The organism is Mycobacterium sp. IEC1808, from assembly GCF_002101935.1.
GTDB lineage: Bacteria > Actinomycetota > Actinomycetes > Mycobacteriales > Mycobacteriaceae > Mycobacterium.
Window position 1 is genome coordinate 481,306 of sequence record NZ_LQPV01000005.1, and the last position, 17,162, is coordinate 498,467.

Here is a 17,162-nt window from a genome sequence, read left to right on the forward strand (position 1 = left end):
GCAATCGAAGGAGCAACATGGCCGAAGACACCCAAGAACCCGAGAAGCGCCTCGCGCGCTGGCGGCGCCGGGCCACCCCGCGGCTCTCGCGCGCCGCAACGGCAGTGGTGGCCGCCGCCGCGGTGGTGGCGGCGCTGGCCGGATTGGCCGGCTGGCTGGGCTACCGGGCCTACGAGAAGCACGAGGCCGACACCAAGCGCGACTTGTTCGTTCAGGTCGCCCGCCAGGGCGCGGTGAACCTGACCACCATCAACTACGCCCAGGTCGACGCCGACGTGCAACGCATCCTCGACCTGTCCACCGGGGCGTTCCGCGACGACTTTGAGCAGCGGTCCAAGCCCTTCGTCGAGGTCGTCAAGGCGGCACAGTCCAAATCGGAAGGCACCGTTACCGATGCCGGCCTGGAATCCCAGCGGGGCGACTCCGCGCAGGTCCTGGTCGCGGTCGCGGTCAAGTCCCGCACCGCCGGCGGCGAGGAGGCGCCGCGCGAATGGCGGATGCGAATCGAGGTCCGGTCCGTCGGTGACGACGCAAAGGTGTCGAACGTGGTGTTCGTGCCATGACGACACTGCGCGAGGACATCGAGGCCGCCGCCGACGAGGACGTGGAACCTGCGGCGGAAGACGAGACCGTAGAGGAAGATTCGGAAGCGCCCGACAGGCGGCGCATCAACTGGTCGCGCGTCTTCGCCCGGGGCGTGTTGCCCGCGGTCGCGCTTCTGCTGGCGCTGGGGACGGGCTATTTCAAGTGGGTGGCCGGGTCGGCCGACGACCTGGCGCGGGCACGTGCCGAATCGGTGCGGGTTGCCGGCGAAGACGCGGTCGCCCTGTTGTCCTACAAGGCGGATTCGGTGGAGAAGGATCTCGCCGCGGCGCGCGAACGGCTGACCGGCGAGTTCAAGGACGCCTACACCGAGCTGACCCGTCAGGTCGTCATTCCGGGCGCGAAGGAGAAGCACATCTCCTCGGTGGCGAAAGTCAATGCGGCGGCATCGGTTTCGGCGTCGGCCAACCACGCCGTGGTGCTGGCGTTCGTCGACCAAACCGTCACCATCGGCAGCGGCGCCCCCACGGATACCCAACCCGTCGTGCGGGTGACGCTGGACAAGGTCGACGGCCGATGGCTGGTCTCGCGGTTCGACCCGGTGTGATGCGAACCGTCACGGTGTTGTCCGCCGCGGTGATCGCGGCGGCGGCAGCGGCGTTGCCGACGCCCGCCGCGCACGCCGACAACAAGCGGCTCAACAGCGCCGTCGTCTCCGCCGTCTACACCCTTCAGCACCAGGCGGGCTGCACGAACGACGTCATCCGGAACAACGCGCTGACGCTGGCCGCCCAATGGCACGCGGACGACATGATCGGCAACCGGAACATCAACGACGACACCGGATCCGACGGATCGACGCCGCAGGACCGCGCCAACGCCGCCGGCTTCCACGGCCGGGCGGCCGAAACGGTGGCGATCAACCCCGCGATAGCGATCAGCAGCCTGGAACTCGTCAACCAGTGGTACTACAACCCCGACGACATGGCGATCATCCGGGACTGCGCCAACACCAACATCGGGGTGTGGTCGGACAACAGCCTGGACCGCACCGTCGTCGTCGCCGTGTATGGGCAACCCGACGCACCCAGGCGATAGCGGCTAGTCGTAGACCGGCGTCCACATCGTGTCGGCGACGGCTTGCGCGACGTCCTCGTGGGTCTTGGTGGCGACCCCGTCTTCGACGGCGGCGTGATAGACGGCCTCGGCGACCGCCGTCGAGATCTCGCGCAGGTTCTGCACATCCGGCAAGAGGGAGTCGCCAGCGTTCGTCGGATTAGCCTGGTGCACAACGGCTTTCGCTGCCGCCTGCAGCATGCCCGGGGTGACGGTCCTGGCCCGGGAGACGATGATGCCCAACCCGATGCCCGGGAACACCAGCACGTTGTTGGCTTGGCCGATGGTGTAGGTGACGCCGTGGAATTCGACCGGGCCGACCGGGGTGCCGGTGGTGATCAACGCCTTACCGTTGGACCACTCGAGCAAGTCGGCCGGCATGGCCTCCATCCGTGAGGTCGGGTTCGACAGCGGAAAGATCATCGGGCGTTCGCAGGAAGCCGTCATCGCGTCCACGACCTTCTCGGTGAACGCCCCGAATACCGTTGAGGAGCCGAGCAGAATGGTCGGCGACGCGAGCTTGATCGCATCCACCAGGCCCACCCGATCCCCGGCACCGACCCCGAGTTGCTGCCGGTTCTTGGCGTACGGCACCTGGAAATCGCGCAGGTCGTCCATGTCATCGAAGAGCAGGCCCTGTTTGTCGATCGGCCAGATCTGTGACCTGGCCTGCTCGACCGTCGCGCCGTCGGCGACCATCGCGTCGCGGATCTGATCGGCCACGCCGATCCCGGCGGTGCCGGCGCCGAAGACGATCGTTTTCTGGTCGCGCATCGGGATGCCGGTGACATGGCATCCGCCGTAGACGGCGGCGACTACCACCGCGCCGGTGCCCTGGATGTCGTCGTTGAAGATGCAGTAGTCGTCGCCGTAGGTCTGCAGAATGTGCCGCGCGTTGAGCGGCCCGAAGTCTTCGAAATGCAGGATCGCGTGTGGAAACAGCCGGTGGGCGGTCTCGATATAGCGCTTGATGAAGGCGTCGTACTCCGCGCCGCGGCGCCGGGCGTGGCGGTTGCCCAGATAGAACGGATCCTGCAGCAACTGTTCGTTGTCCGTTCCCACGTCGAGCGACACCGCGATGCAACGGCGCGGGTCGATCCCGCCGCCCGCGGTGTAGAGCGCCAGCTTGCCGACGGCGATCTGGATGCCGCCGACGCCCCAGTCACCGATACCCAGGATCGCCTCGGCGTCGGTGCAGACGATCAGGTCGACGTCATCGGGGCCCAGGCCGAAAGTCTCGAAGGCCTCCGCGATCTCGTCCGGCTCGTCGATGCTCAGAAACAGGCCGCGCTGCCCGCGGTATTCATCCGAGAAGCGTTGAATGGCCTCACCCACGGTGGGCGTGTACACCACGGGCATCAGCTCGGGCAGGTGGTCTTCCAGCACCTTGAAGTACAGCAGTTCGTGCCGGTAGTGCAGTTGCTCGAGGAGCAGGTTGCGGCCCAGATCCGTACCGAGGCTTTGCAGTTGGTGCCACACGCGGTCGGCTTGCTCGTCAAGCGTGAGCACCGCCGACGGCAACCGGCCGGTCAGCCCCAGGCGCCGGCGCTGCTCGTGGGTGAATCCCACGCCGCGATTCAGGCTGGGGGCGGCCAGGGCCGGCGGAATCCGCGGCGTGTGGGGATCGCTCATCACAACACCGTAGCGCCGATCGCGGTGAACGCATCCGGAAGAGCTCTTGTCGATCCGGCTCTCGCTAGGAAGTCTGTCCGGATACGCCCGTGCTCATCGGGGTGATTGGGTCGCGGAGCCGGGTCCGTCTATTGGCAAGGACCATTAGGCCAAGCACGATCAGCGTCCCCCCGATCGCGGTGCGCGCCTGCGGGGTTTCGCCGAGCACCGTCACGCCGGTGATCGCTCCGGCGACGGGTTGCAGGCTCAGCATCAGCCCGGCTCGTGAGGCGCTGACTGATGGGATGCTTCGGTTGAATGCGATCATCGCCGCGATGGTCGAGGCGAGCACCGCCGCGGCGGCGAGCAGAACCGCAGGTCTCGCGGAGCTGAAGTGGCTTCCCTGGGTGGCCCACGAAACCGCCACGAAGGGAATGACGGCGAGGGTGGACCCGGCGAATTGCCAGGCGGTAAGACCCAGTGCCGTCGGTGCGGAATGGGCCGTGTGCCGTGACCAGATGACGTAGACCGCGCCGCATGCCACGGCCGCGATCACGAGGAGGTTGCCGACGGTTTGATCGCCGGCTATCTCATTCGGCTCGCCGGCGGTCAGCGAAACCAGGCTGGTTCCGGCCAAGCCGAGAATCAGCGCGATGGCGCCGGGCACGCCGACACGCTCACGCAGCACGAACACCGCCAGCGCAACGGTCATCAGAGTCTCCGTCCCCAGCAGCAGCGATCCGCTCGTCGCGGTGGTCCGGGCCAAACCGAGGTTCTCCAACAGCCAAGTCAGGCCCGGCAACATGACGCCTTGGGCCATCGCACGCACGGCGCCATGGGTGTGCAGTTGCCCGGCAACGACCGCGGCGAGCATAAACACCACCGTTGCTCCGCCCAATTCGACAACCAGCATGTCCGCGGGGGTCAGGCCACGCAGCGCCAGTACGGTCAGCGCGCTGCCGACTCCAAAGGCAACCGCGGCCGCCGCCACGCCAACCTCACCTCGGTGCGGGCTAGTCAACGCGATTCCTCCCAACACACAGACTGTACTTCACAGTACAGATACTGTACTGTGAAGTACAGTTAAATCCGCTCGACATGAGGAACCGGAAATGTCACCTATCGCCACCACCGAGTCGTCCACCGCCGAGCCCGACCAACTGCAGGCGCGGGCGGAAATCACCCGCTAATGGGGGCGGGTGCCCAATCTCGGTGCGGTACTTGCGTTGTCGCTGCCCATGACACGAGCGGTTCTGGCGTTCGACGACGCGCTCAGCGAAGGTGGCATCACCGGCGCGGAAGCTGAGCAGCTCGCCATCGCAGTGTCGCAGGAGAACCGTTGCGCGTACTGCCTCGCTGCCCATAGCGCCGCCGCGCGTGCCTACGGCGTTGCCGCCGAGGACATTGCGGCCGCGCGCACAGCGCACGCATCCGATCCCAAGACCGCCGCCGCGCTGCGCTTTGCCCAGCAGCTCGTCCGCACGCGCGGACATGTCGATGAGGAGCAGATTGCCGCCGTGCGCGCGGCCGGCTGGCGCGACGCCGAGATCATCGAACTTGTCGGGCACTCACTATCGACGACGCTGAGCAACTACCTGCACCATCTCAGCAAAGTGCCGATCGACTACCCCCCGGTCGAGTTCGCGCAGGGCGACTCCTCGGGCGCGTGATTCGTCAAGCGTGGCTTAGCCTTTGCGCGATTTCACCTTTGGCGGCGGCGCCAACGCCGCGTCCATCACCGTGCGCAGCGCCCGGCGCAAGGGTTCGACGCTACCGCTGACGTCAGCGAGCAGCAGTCCGCCCTGATAGGCCGCAAGCAAGCCGGCCGCCAGGACCGAAGGGTCGGTCCCGGCTAGCAATTCGCCATTGTCTGCCACGCGGCGCAATCCCGTGGCGAAGATCTTTTCCCAGCGGGCAAATCCCGCCGTCAGCGCCGCACGGGCGGCCACCGCATCGGGGTCGAGTTGATAGACCAGCGATCCGATCGGGCAGCGGACGGGATCGGTCGAGGACGCGGCTTGCCGAGTGGCGTTCTCGCACCAGGCGCGCACATCGTCGGCGGTCGACATTGCGTCGAACGACGGCTGCATCGACGAGATCACCCGCTCCACTTGAAAACCCACCACATCGGCAACCAAGTCGGACTTGTCGGCAAAGAAGTGGTACAGCTGGCCGCGACCCACTCCCGCGGCGGTTCCGATCTCGTCGAGGGTCGTCGCGCGCACGCCCTGCTTGTCGAACAGCAGGCATGCGGCTTCCAAGATGCGGCCTACCGTCGCGCGTCCTCGATCGGTTGTCGGATTCGAAATCACTCAACTACTGTATCAAACAGTCCAATTACTGTACTGTGAAGTACAGTAGCGTCTACCCGGAAGGACACTCCATGAGCCTCGCCGTCGGGACGAGATTTCCCACAGAGATCGCCGTGAACGGCCCCGGTGGACCCCTGGAGTGGTCTACCTTGCTCTCCACCGGTCCGCTCGTGGTGGCTTTCCATAGGTTGTGGTGCCCGTTCTGCCAACAGGCGACTCGCGAACTCGCCTCAGTAAAACACCAACTCGACGCTGCGGGAGCCCACGTCGTCATCGTCTACCGCGAAGACGTCGAGACGATTGCGCGTGTCTGCGCCGAGCGCGGCATCCCCTTCCAGTGTGTCAGCGATTCCGACCGTGAGCTCGAGCTCGCCACGGACGTCCAGAAATTCTCCGTCACCCGCTACGCTGCGTTCTCGCCCAGGAAGCTGATCCATGCGCTGCGGTCGGGAAGCCATGTCGGCAAAGCCAATTCGGGCTTCCTGCAGGGCCGTAGCACGTTCGTCGTCGACCGCGATGCGCGCATCGTTTATGCGCATCAAAGCAGGACCGCGGCCGACATCGCGCCGATCGAGGAAATCTTGGCCGCCGTCGCGTCCACCTCTCAAGCTGGCACGCGTGACCGTTCCGGAACCTGACGACATTGCCATTGGCGGCCAACAGAATTGTGCGGCAATGTCATTCGGTACCGTGGGCCAGCTTTGAGCGGCGTTGACATCCGCACCGCGCGGCCGGCTGACGCTGCGCGCGTTTTGTCCCTGGCGGCCGCGTTCTACATCGAAGACGGATTCGATACGCCGGCTTCAGAGCTTCGTGAGAACCTGGCGGTGTTGCTGCGCGCGCGGACCGCCCGAGTCGCGGTCGCCCACCGGCGCCACGACATCGTCGGCTTCGCCATCACGACGCTTGGTTTCGGACTCGAACAGGGCGCCATTGCCGAACTCGAGGATCTCTTCGTCGAACCCGCTCATCGACGGGAGGGAGTCGCAACCGCACTTATCGACGACAGCGCCGAGTGGGCCCGATCACGCGGTTGCGGCACCCTCGAAGTCGTCGTTGCGCCCAACGGCAACAACGTCGCCCGCCTCGTCGCCTACTACGCGCGCAGAAACTTCACCGACCATGGCCGACGACTTCTGGCCCGGAACCTCGATCTCCCAGCCCGACCATTCCGGAGGCCTTGATGCATCCCGGGTTTCGAAAGTCTCGCGCTGAACGTTTGGTCTGGTGCGGCGGATTGATGATCCGTTACGGCATGATCGTGCCGATCCTGTGGATAGGCGCGGCGAAGTTCACTGCCGGAGAGGCGAACAGCATCGCACCACTCATCGCGAACCAGCCCTTGATGGGATGGATCTACCGGATCCTCGGCGTGCAGACGGTCTCGGACGTGATCGGTGTCATCGAAATCGCCGCAGCCATCCTCATTGCGCTCAAGCCGCTTGCCCCGCGGATATCGGCCGTCGGCAGCGGACTCGCGATCGGACTGTTCCTGGCTACCGTGAGCTTCCTCTTCACGACACCGGGCGTAGTGGACATTCGAACGGAAGCGATTCCCATCCTGACCGACACGGGTGGGTTCCTCGTCAAAGACCTTGCGTTGCTGGGAGCAGCGGTTTGGACCCTCGGCGATGCTTTGGACGCGAACGATTCTCGACGCCTATCGACACGTACCTGCCCGCAGCCGGCGAATTAGCCCGGCGGCTACCGACCGGGGAGGGCCTCGGCCGCGTCGGCGCCCAGAATCCCGTCCTCGGCGGCCACTTCACAGACGCAAGGCCGTGCGCCGTTGTGCACCCACCGCGACAGCCGGCTGCCCTGCTTGCGCATCACGTGCTGCACGTAGACCTTGTCGCGTTGCACCCGGGAGAATGCCATGTCCAGGTTGACGGGCAACCCCGCCCACTCGACTTGGCCCGGCACCGACGCCCTGCCGTCGGGATGCAGCGGACACTCCCGCCGCGGGCAGACTTGCCTTTCAGAATCGCGAGCCACGCTGTCACTCCTTTTGGTACGCGACCTAATGAGTGAATCCTGCGTCAGCGATGTTTCAGCGGCGGGTGTGCGACGTTTCCGTCGTATTACAGGCCGAGCGCCTCAGTAGACGTCGCGGTGGTAGCGCTTGTCGGCGCTCAGCGATCGCACGTATTCCCGCGCCGCATCCGGGCCGAGGCCGCCCTGTTCAGCGGCGATATCGCAGAGCGCGCGGTCGACGTCCTTGGCCATGGGGTCGGCGTTACCGCAGACGTACAGCTGCGCGCCGTCCTGCAGCCAGCGCCACAGCTGGTCCCCGCGCTTGCGCATCAGGTGCTGCACGTAGACCTTCTCGCGCTGGTCGCGCGAGAACGCCAGGTCCAGCTCGGTGAGCAGCCCGTCGGCCCGCATCTGTTCGATCTCGTCGCGGTAGTAGAAATCGGTCGCGGCGTGCTGTTCGCCAAAGAACAGCCAGTTGGGGCCGGTGTGGCCGAGCGCGCGACGTTCCTGCAGGAAACCGCGGAAGGGGGCGATCCCGGTGCCCGGCCCGATCATGATCATCGGGGTGTCCGGCTCGCTGGGCGGCCGGAAGTTGCTCGACGGCTGCAGATACACGGCGACGCGATCGCCGGGGGAGCGGTCGGCGAGGTAGGTCGAACACACCCCGCGGCGCGGGACGCCCTGGAAGTTGTAGCGCACCGGCGAGACCGTCAGGTGGACTTCGGCCGGGCACTCCTTGGGGCTCGACGAGATCGAGTAGAGACGCGGCTGAAGGCGTTTGAGGACCCGCAGCCACTCGTGGGCCGACGCGTAGACCGGCAGAGCTGCCAGCAGGTCCACCAACTGGCGTCCCCACGTCCAGTTGCTCAGCTCGGCCTTGTTCTCCGGCCTCAGCAGCTCGGCCAGTTTCTGGTTGCCGGTGCGCTCCTGCACGAAACGCACCAAATCCCGGCTGATGTGTGCGATCTCGATCCGCTCGGTGAGCGCGGAGCGCAACGACATCAAGCCGTGCTCGCCGACCTCGACCGGGGTTTGCCCGTCCAGTCCGGTGACCGACAGCCATTCGTCGACCAGCCGGTCGCTGTTGCGCGGCCATACCCCGAGCGCGTCACCGGCCTCGTAGCTGATCGTGTCCTCGGGCACCCGAAACACCAACTGCCGCACATCCTTCGCCGACTCCGGCCGGCCCAGCTTGATGTTGCGGGCCATGTCGGTGATCAGCGGATGCTTCTTGGAGTAGCCGACGGCTCCGGCCCCGTTCACCGGCCGGGCCGGCTTGGCGACGGGGTTGGTGACCGCGCCGCCCTTCCTGCCGACCGGCGCCGGCGTGCGGGCCAGCGCCTCGATGACCCCGCCCAGCCACTTGGCCGCGGCGTCTTCGTAGTCGGGTTCGCAGTCGACCCGGTCGACGATTCGGGTCGCTCCCCGCTCGGCGAGCCGCTCGTCGAGCTTGCGGCCATGGCCGCAGAAGTCGTCGTAGTTGGAGTCGCCCAGCGCGAGCACGGCGTAGCGGGTGTCGGTGAATCGCGGTGCGCTATCGGACGTCAGCGCCCGCCACAGCCCGGTGCCGTTGTCCGGCGGGTCGCCGTCACCGGTGGTGCTGGTGATCAGCAGCAATTCCCGCGTCGCGGGAAGCTGCTGCAACGGGAAGTCGTCCATGGCGTGCAACGCGACCGGCAGGGCGGCCTCGCGCAATCGCGCGGCGACATCGGCGGCGAGTTCCTCGGCATTGCCGGTCTGTGAGGCCCACAACACCACGACGGGCGCCCGTTCGGGGGCGGGGCCGGGGTCGGGCGGAGTGATCGGGGGCTGCTCGGCGGCCGGTGCCGGCGCCGCCGTCTGGGGCGCCTCGGTGCGCGCGAACAGCCCGGCGAGCAGGCCGTCGACCCACAGCCGGGTGGTGGAATCGAACGGGGCGTTCTGGGGCAGGGTGGGCACCCCCGAGCGGCGTCCGGCGTCCGTGCGCAGCCCCGCGACGAGGCCGGCCAGGTAGGAGCGGCCCAGCGGACCGAACTGCGGCGCCGGTTCGTTTGCCACCCCGAGCAGTTCGGCGACGGCGTCGACACGGGCCGGGCTGATCTCGCCGCCCGTCGGCACGGCGTCGCTCGAATCGGGTTGCGCGACGGCGACCTTGGTCAGGGATATCGCGCAGGACTTGAACTCGGGTTGATGGGAGACCGGGTCGACGGCGTCGTTGGTGACGGCGTTGATCGACAGGTACTCGCCGAAGACGTCGTTCCAGTGGAACGGCGCAAAGCAGTTGCCGGGCCGGACCCGGTCGGTGATCACGGCGGGCAGCACGGCCCTGCCGCGGCGGGAGGCGATTTCGACCGGGTCGTCGTCGTAGATCTGTAGGCGGGCCGCGTCGTCGGGATGGATTTCGACGAACGGCCCGGGGTTGAGCTTGTTGAGTTTGGCCACCTTCCCGGTCTTGGTCATCGTGTGCCACTGGTGCGGCAGGCGCCCGGTGTTGAGGAGGAACGGGAAGTCGTCGTCGGGCATTTCGTCGGGCAACAGGTGTGGGCGGGCGAAGAACACCGCGCGACCGCTCGGGGTGGGGAAGGCCAGCCGGGGCGCGGTGCCGTCCTCGCGGACCAGCCGAGCCTGGCTGACACCGTCATTCAGGTAGCGGATGGGGTTGCGGTCGGCACCGTCGGGCGGGCACGGCCACTGCAGCGGCGTCCGGTGCAGCCGAGAGTAGCTGGCGCCGCGCAGGTCGTAGCCCGTCGCGGGGTTCCAGAATCGTTTGATCTCCTCGAACACCTCCTCCGCGGAGTCATAACTGAACGACTCGGAAAACCCCATCGCGCAGGCGATTCGGGCGATGATCTGCCAGTCCGGCAGCGCTTGGCCGGGCGCGCCGAGGGCCGGCTGGAACAGGGTCAGGTTTCGCTCGGAATTGACCATCACCCCCTCGGCCTCCGACCACAGGGCGGCCGGCAACAACACGTCGGCATACTCGTTGGTCTCGGTCTCGAGGAACGCGTCCTGGGCGATCACCAGCTCCGCGCGTTCCAGACCGGCCAGCACGGTCCTCCGGTTCGCCACGGAGGCAATGGGATTGGTGCAGACGATCCAGCAGGCCTTGATCTGGCCGTCGGCCATGCGGGAGAACATGTCGACGGTGCCGGTGCCGACCTCGGTGCGCAGCGATCCGCGCGGAATGCCCCACTGGTCCTCGACGAATTCGCGGTCGGCGACCGAGGCCACCGAGCGCTGACCGGGTAGACCCGGTCCCATGTAACCCATTTCGCGGCCGCCCATGGCGTTGGGCTGCCCGGTGAGCGAGAAGGGACCGCTGCCGGGTTTGCAGATCGTGCCGGTCGCCAGGTGCAGGTTGCAGATCGCGTTGGTGTTCCAGGTGCCGTGGGTGCTCTGGTTGAGCCCCATCGTCCAGCAGCTCATGAAGTTTTCGGCTTCACCGATCCACCGCGCCGCGGTGCGGATGTCTTCGCTTGGAATACTGGTGATTTCACTGACCCGTTCCGGGCTGTACTGCCCGAGGAAGCTCGGCATCACCTCCCAGCCTTCGGTGAATTCGGCGATGAATTCGGCATCGGTGTGGCCGTTTTCGACGATCAGGTGCAGCAGCCCGTTGAGCAGCGCGAGATCGGTCCCGGGGGCGATCTGCAGGAACAGGTCGGCCTTCTCGGCCGTCGCGGTGCGGCGCGGGTCCACCACGATCAGCTTGGCGCCGGCCTTGACGCGTTCCATCATGCGCAGGAACAGGATCGGGTGGCAGTCGGCCATGTTGGAGCCGATGACCAGGAACACGTCGGCCGCGTCAAAGTCCTGGTACGAGCCGGGCGGTCCGTCGGCGCCCAGGGACAGCTTGTAGCCGGAACCCGCGCTGGCCATGCAGAGCCGCGAATTCGACTCGATCTGGTTGGTGCCGATGAAGCCCTTGGTCAGCTTGTTCGCCAAATACTGCGCCTCGATGGACATCTGGCCGGACACGTACATGGCGAAGGAGTCGGGGCCGTGCCGGTCGATGATCGCCCGGAGCCGCTGCGCGCACCGAGCTATGGCGTCGTCGATGTCGATCGGCTCGAGGGGCTCGCCGCGGTCGGCTCGTACGTGTGCCGATTCCATCCGGCCGGGCGCGGCCAGCATGTCGGATGTGGTCGTGCCCTTCGTGCACAGCCGGCCGAAGTTGGCCGGGTGGCTTTTGCTTCCAACGGCTTTCGTAACGTGACGACGGCCGCTTGCCCGGTCGGCTGTGACTTGCAACACCATGCCGCAACCGACACCACAGTAGGCGCACATGCTCTGCACGGCGTCCCCGCGGACGCCATGGGGCTCTGTGGCCACGCCTACTTTCCTCCCCTCGAGCGCACAAAGGGCCTAATGCACCAAATAGTGCGGCAACGATGTTTCGGCATCGGGTGTCCGATGTTTCCGCCGTTTTACGGCTTCCTTTCACCGGATCCGGGCTAGCGTGTGAGGTCCCCGGAATGCCAGGTAATCGCAGGTCAGCGCTGATCCGCGACGCCGGCCAGATTACCCGCATTCCTTGGTGATTTGGCCCTGAGAAGCCCGCTTCCGACGAAACAAACGGGACATTCACAGATTTCGTTAAGCTCACAATGTGCGCCGCCCATTTGTGATTCTGCTGATCCTATTGGTGTCGGCCTGTGGGGGAAAACCGACGGCGCCGCCGGCATCGCGGGGCGATGCCTGCAAGGATTCCGACGGTCCGAGCGCCGACACGGTACGGCAGGCCATCGCCTCGGTGCCGGTCGAGGTGCCGGGCTCGACGTGGGTCGAAATCGCGCGGGGGCACACCAAGAAGTGCCGGCTGTACTGGGTTCAGATCATCCCGACCATCGCCAGCGAGTCGACGCCGCAGCAGCTCCTTTTCTTCGACCACAACACACCGCTGGGCTCCCCCACGCCGAACCCGAAGCCGTACATCACGGTGCTGCCGCCCTCCGACGACACGATCACCGTTCAGTACCAATGGCAGGTCGGCAAGGACGAACCCTGTTGTCCCACCGGTATCGGCACGGTGAAGTTCCAGATCGGATCCGACGGCAAGCTGCAGGCGCTCGGCAAGATCCCGCATCAGTAGCGCTGGCGCACAACCGCTTCCGCGGGCTCAGTCCGGCAGGTTCTCCGGGTGCAGCATTTCCGCGTACCGCAGCGGCTCCGGGATGCCGAACCCGTCCACCAGCGTCTCCGCATACGGGCGCAGCTTGCGGCATCGGTCGTTGATGCCGCGGGTGACGGCCTTGGCCCGCCCGGTCGACAGGTAGCCATGCTCGATGTACCAGGCCTTGTCGTCCTCGATCACCGACAGTGCGTACAAATCGCAGACCATTTCGAGTAGCTCGCGGGCGTCCTCGTCCTCGCACGAGTCAATCCCGGCGACGAACGCCTCCAGCACGATCCGGTCGATGTGCGCGCTCGCCGCGTGCAGCACGTGATCCTGCACGGCGTTGAACGCGTCGAATTCCGACATCTCCTTGGATTTGCCTTGTAGCCGGCGTGCCACCGAAGACAAAAGGTAGTCCTCGCGTTCTTCGAACATGGTGACCTGGGTGCCGCGGTTGAACAGGCTGCCTTCCTCTTCGCTGTCTTGGCGGGCGTCGATGATCGTCTGCATAATCGCCTCGGCCGCAGTGCGTTTCCGCACCCGCTCACCGACAGTGTTGGCGGCGAAGCGCACCCATTCGACCGGGCTCATGCTGCGGATGTCGTCGGCATAGGCCGTCAGCAGCTCCTTGGCCACCAGTTGGGTCAGCACATGGTTGTCGCCCTCGAACGTGGTGAACACGTCGGTGTCGCCGCGCAGGCCGATCAGCCGGTTCTCGGCCATGTAACCCGCGCCGCCACAGGCCTCCCGCGCCTCCTGGATGGCCCGGGACGCGTGCCACGTGTTGGCCGCCTTGAGCCCCGCGGCCCGCGCTTCCAGTTCGCGCTGCTCGTCGGCGTCGGGCGCGTCCGCGGTCTGGATGTCGTGGCACTTGCTGACCAGCTCGTTCTGGGCGAACTGCAGCGCGTATGACCTCGCGATCAACGGAAACAGCCGGCGTTGATGCACCAGGTAGTCCATGATCAGCACCTCGGTGTCGTCATCCGGGGCCTTGAATTGCCTGCGCTGCAACGCATATCGAGTCGCGATGTCCAGTGCGACGCGCGCGGCGGCGCCCGCGCTGCCGCCCACCGTGATCCGGCCGCGAACCAGCGTGCCCAGCATGGTGAAGAACCGGCGGTTGGGGTTGTCGATCGGCGAACTGTAGGTGCCGTCCGGCGCCACGTCGCCGTATTTGTTCAGCAGGTTCACCCGCGGGACGCGGACGTGATCGAAGACGATGCGGCCGTTGTCCACACCGGGCAGGCCGCCCTTGTACTCGCAGTCCGACGTCGTCACCCCGGGCAGGTCGTTGCCGTCGGCGTCGCGGATCGGGACCAGAACGCAGTGCACGCCGTGGTTGACCGGCTTTCCGTCCTCGGTGGTGATCAATTGTGCGAAAACCGCTGCCATGGTGGCGGTTTGGGCGGCGCCGCCGATGTAATCCTTGCGGGCCGTCGGGGTGGGGGAGTCGATGACGAACTCCTCGGTCTCGGCGTCGTAGGTCGCGGTGGTCTCGACCGACTGGACGTCGCTGCCGTGCCCGGTCTCGGTCATCGCGAAGCAACCGCGCAGCTCGAGGCTGATGATCTGCTTGACGTACGCCTGGTGGTGGCGCTCGGTGCCCAGGTTCTCGACGGCTCCGCCGAACAGCCCCCACTGGACCCCGGCCTTGACCATCAGCGACAGGTCCGACATCGCGAGCATCTCGATCATCGTGATCGCCGCGCCCACGTCGCCGGTGCCGCCGTGCTCCTTGCGGAAGTTGTCGGCGGCGGCCCCGAACGCGGCCATGATCCGCATTTGCTCGGCCACCTTGGTGCGGGCGATCACCGTGTTCGGCGTGTAATGCGGGCGGAACAGCTCCTCGGTCATCGTGGCCCGCATCCGGTTCTTCACGTCGCGCCACCGCCCGTCCAAGGCGTTGCGCAAATGTTCGGCGGTGCTCTTCGTGTCTGGTGCCATGAAAGGACGGTAACCCGCTGCTCAGGCCTTGAAACAGACCTTGAATAACAATCGCCCAACGTGCACTGGTTGCGGGTCTCGGGCCGGATTTCCGCGCTGAGTGCACGCTTGGCGCGGCGCTGGGGGTGTCATCATCAAGCCATGCCGCAGTATCTGGCCGCTGCCATGGTCGTGCTCCTGATCGGCACCGTGATCGGCAGAGTGGTGCTGCTGCGCAGAACCGGCACTCGAGCAATGCATTTCGGGAAGCTCGACAAGACCGACTTCCTGATTCCGCCCGTCGCGCTGTTCTACTTCTACACGGTGTTCGCCGCCGCCTTCGGTTGGCCCCTGGCCAGCCGTCAGCGGTTTTTCCATTCGACGCTTCTCGCCTGGCTGGGAGTGGCCTTCTGCCTGGTTGGGGTCCTGATCCTGGTGCTCAGCCTGGTGTCGTTCGGCAACAGCTTCCGGGTCGGCATCGACACCGACCAGCCCGGCCGACTGGTGACGACGGGCATATTCGCGGTCAGCCGCAATCCGATCTATGTCGGGTTCTTCGTTTTCCTCGTCGGCCAGCTCCTGGTATTCCCCACCTGGGTTCCGTTGATTTACCTGCTCGCCGGCACCGCGCTGTTCCACCGGCAAGTGTTGCGCGAGGAGGGGTTCATGCGGCAGCGATACGGCGACGAATACGCCGACTACTGCCGCCATGTCAGGCGGTACGTCTAGCCCGCAGCCGGTAGAGGGCAAAGCCGGCCGCGCCGGCGCCGAAGCCCAACAGCATCACCATGTCGAAGATCCACCAGCCCGAATAGTGCGTCCACATCAGGGCGTTGGCGGCGAGCGCGTCGACCCTGCGCAGATCGGCGACGGACGCCGACGCCGCGAACCCCCACTGGGCCGGGACGAACCACGAAACCTGCTGAAAGCCCCACTTGCTCACCAGCTGCACCAGGCTCCCGTTGAACAGCAAAGACGCCAGGATCACCAGCACCAGCAGCGGCAGCACCTCGCGCAGCCGGCTGCCCATCGCGGACAGCGCCAGCCCGACGACCGCCGACACGACTGCCGTCGCGCCGACGCTCAGAAAGAGCTCGGCCGTGGCCCCGCCGGAGAAGCCCAACAGCACCGGGCCGTGCACCGGCCCGCCTTTCACGACGATGACGATCGCGAAGACGATGCCCGTCAGGAGGAGCGCGGCCAGGCCGAAGACGACGATCTTGGCGCCCAGGTAGGCCGGGGCCGAAAGCCCGAGCGCCTGCTCGCGGCGGAAGGGGCGGCGCTCTTCGACCAGCGTGCGGATGGTCAGGGCGGTGCCCACGATCACCGCGGCGATGTTGAGCGCGGCCAGGATTTCGATGGCTTCGTGGGGGTTGGAGCTGCTCGGGTTGGGCCGCTCCAGCCCGGAATCGCCGGGGATCAACAAGGCCAGCGCCGCCAACACGAAGGGCAGGATCGCCAGGAACAGGAAGTAGAGGTGGTCGGCGAAGAGCAGGCGGAGCTGACGACGGGCGAGCAGCCGGACTTGCCGCTTGGCGGCGAGCTTTTCGGGCAGCGGCCACGGCGCGGCGACCTCCGGCGGCGTGGGAGCGGTCGGCGCTGGTTGCCGCACCCGAAACTCGCGGTGCGCGCCGTCGGGATCGGCACCGACCTGCTCGAGGACTCTGGCCCAGTCGGTGCTGCCCATCGCGGACTCGACCTGCAACGGCGTCCCGAGGAAAGCCGGGGCGCCCCGCGCGGTCAGGACCAGCACCTGGTCGCAGAGGTTGAGGTTGCTCAGCGACGAGTGCGACGGCATCGCGACCACCACGACACAGCCGATGTCGGCCTGTCGGCGCAGGATCGCCATCACGCGGTCTTGCTGCGGCCCATCGAGCCCGGCGCCGGGATCGTCGACCACCAGCAGCGTCGGCCGGCTGACCAGTTCGACCGCCAGCGACGCGCACCGGCGCAGCTCGGGTGGCAGTTTGCTGATCCGCGTCGCGCGGTGGGGTGCCAGCTCGAGTTCCTCGAGCACCTGGTCGACCACCCGCCGGCGGTGCTCGGCGGCGGTGTCCGGCGGCAGGCGCAGTTCGGCGGCGTAGCCCAAGGCTTGTTCGACCGTGAGCCGCGGATGCAGGCACTCGTCGCCGCGCACGATCCCGATGCGTGAGCGCATCGACTCGGGCTCGGCGTGCACGTCGTGGCCGTCGACCGTTATTGTTCCCGAGCTGAGTTCCCTTGTGCCGGCCAGCAGTTCGAGCAGCGCCGAGTTGCGCGCCGTCGAAGGCCCCACGATCGCGGTCAGCGTCCCCACAGCCGCCGTGAACGAGATGTCCGTGAGCACCTCGTGCCCGTCGACCGTGAGTCCCAGCTGGTACGCCGTGACCCCGCTGGTGCGCGCGCCGGATCGCAGCGGCAGCCGATACGTCGTGTTGCCCTCTTGGGTGCGGAAGGAGGGGCCCGCGGTCGGCAGCTTCCGTGTGGTCATCCGCTCGATCAGGCCCGGAGCGTTTGACGGTTCGTCTGCTGCGGCCTCCGGGGCGTCGACGACTTCCGGGGCCTCCGCTACGGACGGCGGCGGCGGTTCAGACGGGGCGGGCGGGCCG

General features: G+C 66.8%; 16 protein-coding genes. 9 read left to right on the forward strand and 7 right to left on the reverse strand.

What is annotated here, in order from left to right:
- Nucleotides 1-17 precede the first annotated feature (17 nt).
- The 3 genes from AWB92_RS03320 to AWB92_RS03330 are packed head-to-tail and all read left to right on the forward strand — an operon-like array spanning nucleotide 18 to nucleotide 1,641.
- The gene (locus AWB92_RS03320; RefSeq protein WP_241523343.1) at nucleotides 18-563 is read left to right on the forward strand and encodes an Mce protein; all 546 of its coding nucleotides are present in this window, start codon (nucleotides 18-20) and stop codon (nucleotides 561-563) included.
- On the forward strand, nucleotides 560-1,150 hold the full coding sequence (locus AWB92_RS03325; RefSeq protein ID WP_085184031.1) for a hypothetical protein: 591 nt from the start codon (nucleotides 560-562) through the stop codon (nucleotides 1,148-1,150). The genes AWB92_RS03320 and AWB92_RS03325 overlap by 4 nt, the downstream gene beginning before the upstream one ends.
- The gene (locus AWB92_RS03330; protein ID WP_085184032.1) at nucleotides 1,150-1,641 is read left to right on the forward strand and encodes a CAP domain-containing protein; all 492 of its coding nucleotides are present in this window, start codon (nucleotides 1,150-1,152) and stop codon (nucleotides 1,639-1,641) included. The genes AWB92_RS03325 and AWB92_RS03330 overlap by 1 nt, the downstream gene beginning before the upstream one ends.
- Before the next feature lie 3 nt (nucleotides 1,642-1,644).
- Here the strand turns inward: AWB92_RS03330 and AWB92_RS03335 are convergent, their stop codons facing one another.
- Both AWB92_RS03335 and AWB92_RS03340 read right to left on the reverse strand, forming a co-directional pair.
- Complete coding sequence (locus AWB92_RS03335) at nucleotides 1,645-3,291, reverse strand: NAD-dependent malic enzyme (protein ID WP_085184033.1); 1,647 nt, start codon at nucleotides 3,289-3,291, stop codon at nucleotides 1,645-1,647.
- A gap of 64 nt (nucleotides 3,292-3,355) precedes the next feature.
- Complete coding sequence (locus AWB92_RS03340; RefSeq protein WP_085184034.1) at nucleotides 3,356-4,309, reverse strand: DMT family transporter; 954 nt, start codon at nucleotides 4,307-4,309, stop codon at nucleotides 3,356-3,358.
- Nucleotides 4,310-4,469: 160 nt separating this feature from the next.
- Here AWB92_RS03340 and AWB92_RS03345 point away from each other — a divergent pair, with 160 nt between their 5' ends.
- Nucleotides 4,470-4,940 carry a carboxymuconolactone decarboxylase family protein gene (locus tag AWB92_RS03345; RefSeq protein WP_142281913.1) on the forward strand — a complete coding sequence of 157 codons (471 nt, stop codon included), beginning with the start codon at nucleotides 4,470-4,472 and terminating at the stop codon, nucleotides 4,938-4,940.
- 15 nt (nucleotides 4,941-4,955) lie between these two features.
- Here the strand turns inward: AWB92_RS03345 and AWB92_RS03350 are convergent, their stop codons facing one another.
- The gene (locus tag AWB92_RS03350) at nucleotides 4,956-5,531 is read right to left on the reverse strand and encodes a TetR/AcrR family transcriptional regulator (RefSeq protein ID WP_158090350.1); all 576 of its coding nucleotides are present in this window, start codon (nucleotides 5,529-5,531) and stop codon (nucleotides 4,956-4,958) included.
- A 122-nt stretch (nucleotides 5,532-5,653) separates the two neighbouring features.
- Between AWB92_RS03350 and AWB92_RS03355 the strand changes: the two genes are divergently transcribed.
- From AWB92_RS03355 to AWB92_RS03365, 3 genes are all read left to right on the forward strand, one after another.
- Nucleotides 5,654-6,220, forward strand: coding sequence for a redoxin domain-containing protein (locus tag AWB92_RS03355; RefSeq protein WP_158090351.1), 567 nt, complete (start codon nucleotides 5,654-5,656; stop codon nucleotides 6,218-6,220).
- A 63-nt stretch (nucleotides 6,221-6,283) separates the two neighbouring features.
- Nucleotides 6,284-6,766 carry a GNAT family N-acetyltransferase gene (locus AWB92_RS03360; protein ID WP_085184037.1) on the forward strand — a complete coding sequence of 161 codons (483 nt, stop codon included), beginning with the start codon at nucleotides 6,284-6,286 and terminating at the stop codon, nucleotides 6,764-6,766.
- A 56-nt stretch (nucleotides 6,767-6,822) separates the two neighbouring features.
- A complete protein-coding gene (locus AWB92_RS03365) occupies nucleotides 6,823-7,278 on the forward strand; it encodes a DUF417 family protein (RefSeq protein ID WP_085184038.1) in 456 nt (151 codons plus the stop codon).
- 8 nt (nucleotides 7,279-7,286) lie between these two features.
- Here the strand turns inward: AWB92_RS03365 and AWB92_RS03370 are convergent, their stop codons facing one another.
- Nucleotides 7,287-7,529: a hypothetical protein gene (locus tag AWB92_RS03370; protein ID WP_346962940.1), complete on the reverse strand. Its 243-nt coding sequence runs from the start codon at nucleotides 7,527-7,529 to the stop codon at nucleotides 7,287-7,289.
- Nucleotides 7,530-7,679: 150 nt separating this feature from the next.
- The gene (locus AWB92_RS03375) at nucleotides 7,680-11,822 is read right to left on the reverse strand and encodes a bifunctional nitrate reductase/sulfite reductase flavoprotein subunit alpha (protein ID WP_085184040.1); all 4,143 of its coding nucleotides are present in this window, start codon (nucleotides 11,820-11,822) and stop codon (nucleotides 7,680-7,682) included.
- A 355-nt stretch (nucleotides 11,823-12,177) separates the two neighbouring features.
- Here AWB92_RS03375 and AWB92_RS03380 point away from each other — a divergent pair, with 355 nt between their 5' ends.
- Complete coding sequence (locus AWB92_RS03380) at nucleotides 12,178-12,627, forward strand: LppP/LprE family lipoprotein (RefSeq protein ID WP_241523352.1); 450 nt, start codon at nucleotides 12,178-12,180, stop codon at nucleotides 12,625-12,627.
- 27 nt (nucleotides 12,628-12,654) lie between these two features.
- On the opposite strand, the gene AWB92_RS03385 is transcribed toward AWB92_RS03380, so the two are convergent.
- Nucleotides 12,655-14,595 (reverse strand): acyl-CoA dehydrogenase, encoded by a 1,941-nt coding sequence (locus AWB92_RS03385; RefSeq protein WP_085184042.1) that lies wholly within the window; start codon nucleotides 14,593-14,595, stop codon nucleotides 12,655-12,657.
- A gap of 141 nt (nucleotides 14,596-14,736) precedes the next feature.
- On the opposite strand from AWB92_RS03385, the gene AWB92_RS03390 reads away from it, so the two are divergent.
- Nucleotides 14,737-15,303, forward strand: a complete 567-nt coding sequence (locus AWB92_RS03390) for an isoprenylcysteine carboxylmethyltransferase family protein (RefSeq protein WP_085184043.1) — start codon at nucleotides 14,737-14,739, stop codon at nucleotides 15,301-15,303.
- Here AWB92_RS03390 and AWB92_RS03395 read toward each other — a convergent pair.
- Nucleotides 15,287-17,044: an ATP-binding cassette domain-containing protein gene (locus AWB92_RS03395; protein ID WP_085184044.1), complete on the reverse strand. Its 1,758-nt coding sequence runs from the start codon at nucleotides 17,042-17,044 to the stop codon at nucleotides 15,287-15,289. The two genes, AWB92_RS03390 and AWB92_RS03395, sit on opposite strands and share 17 nt — an antisense overlap.
- Nucleotides 17,045-17,162 lie beyond the last annotated feature (118 nt).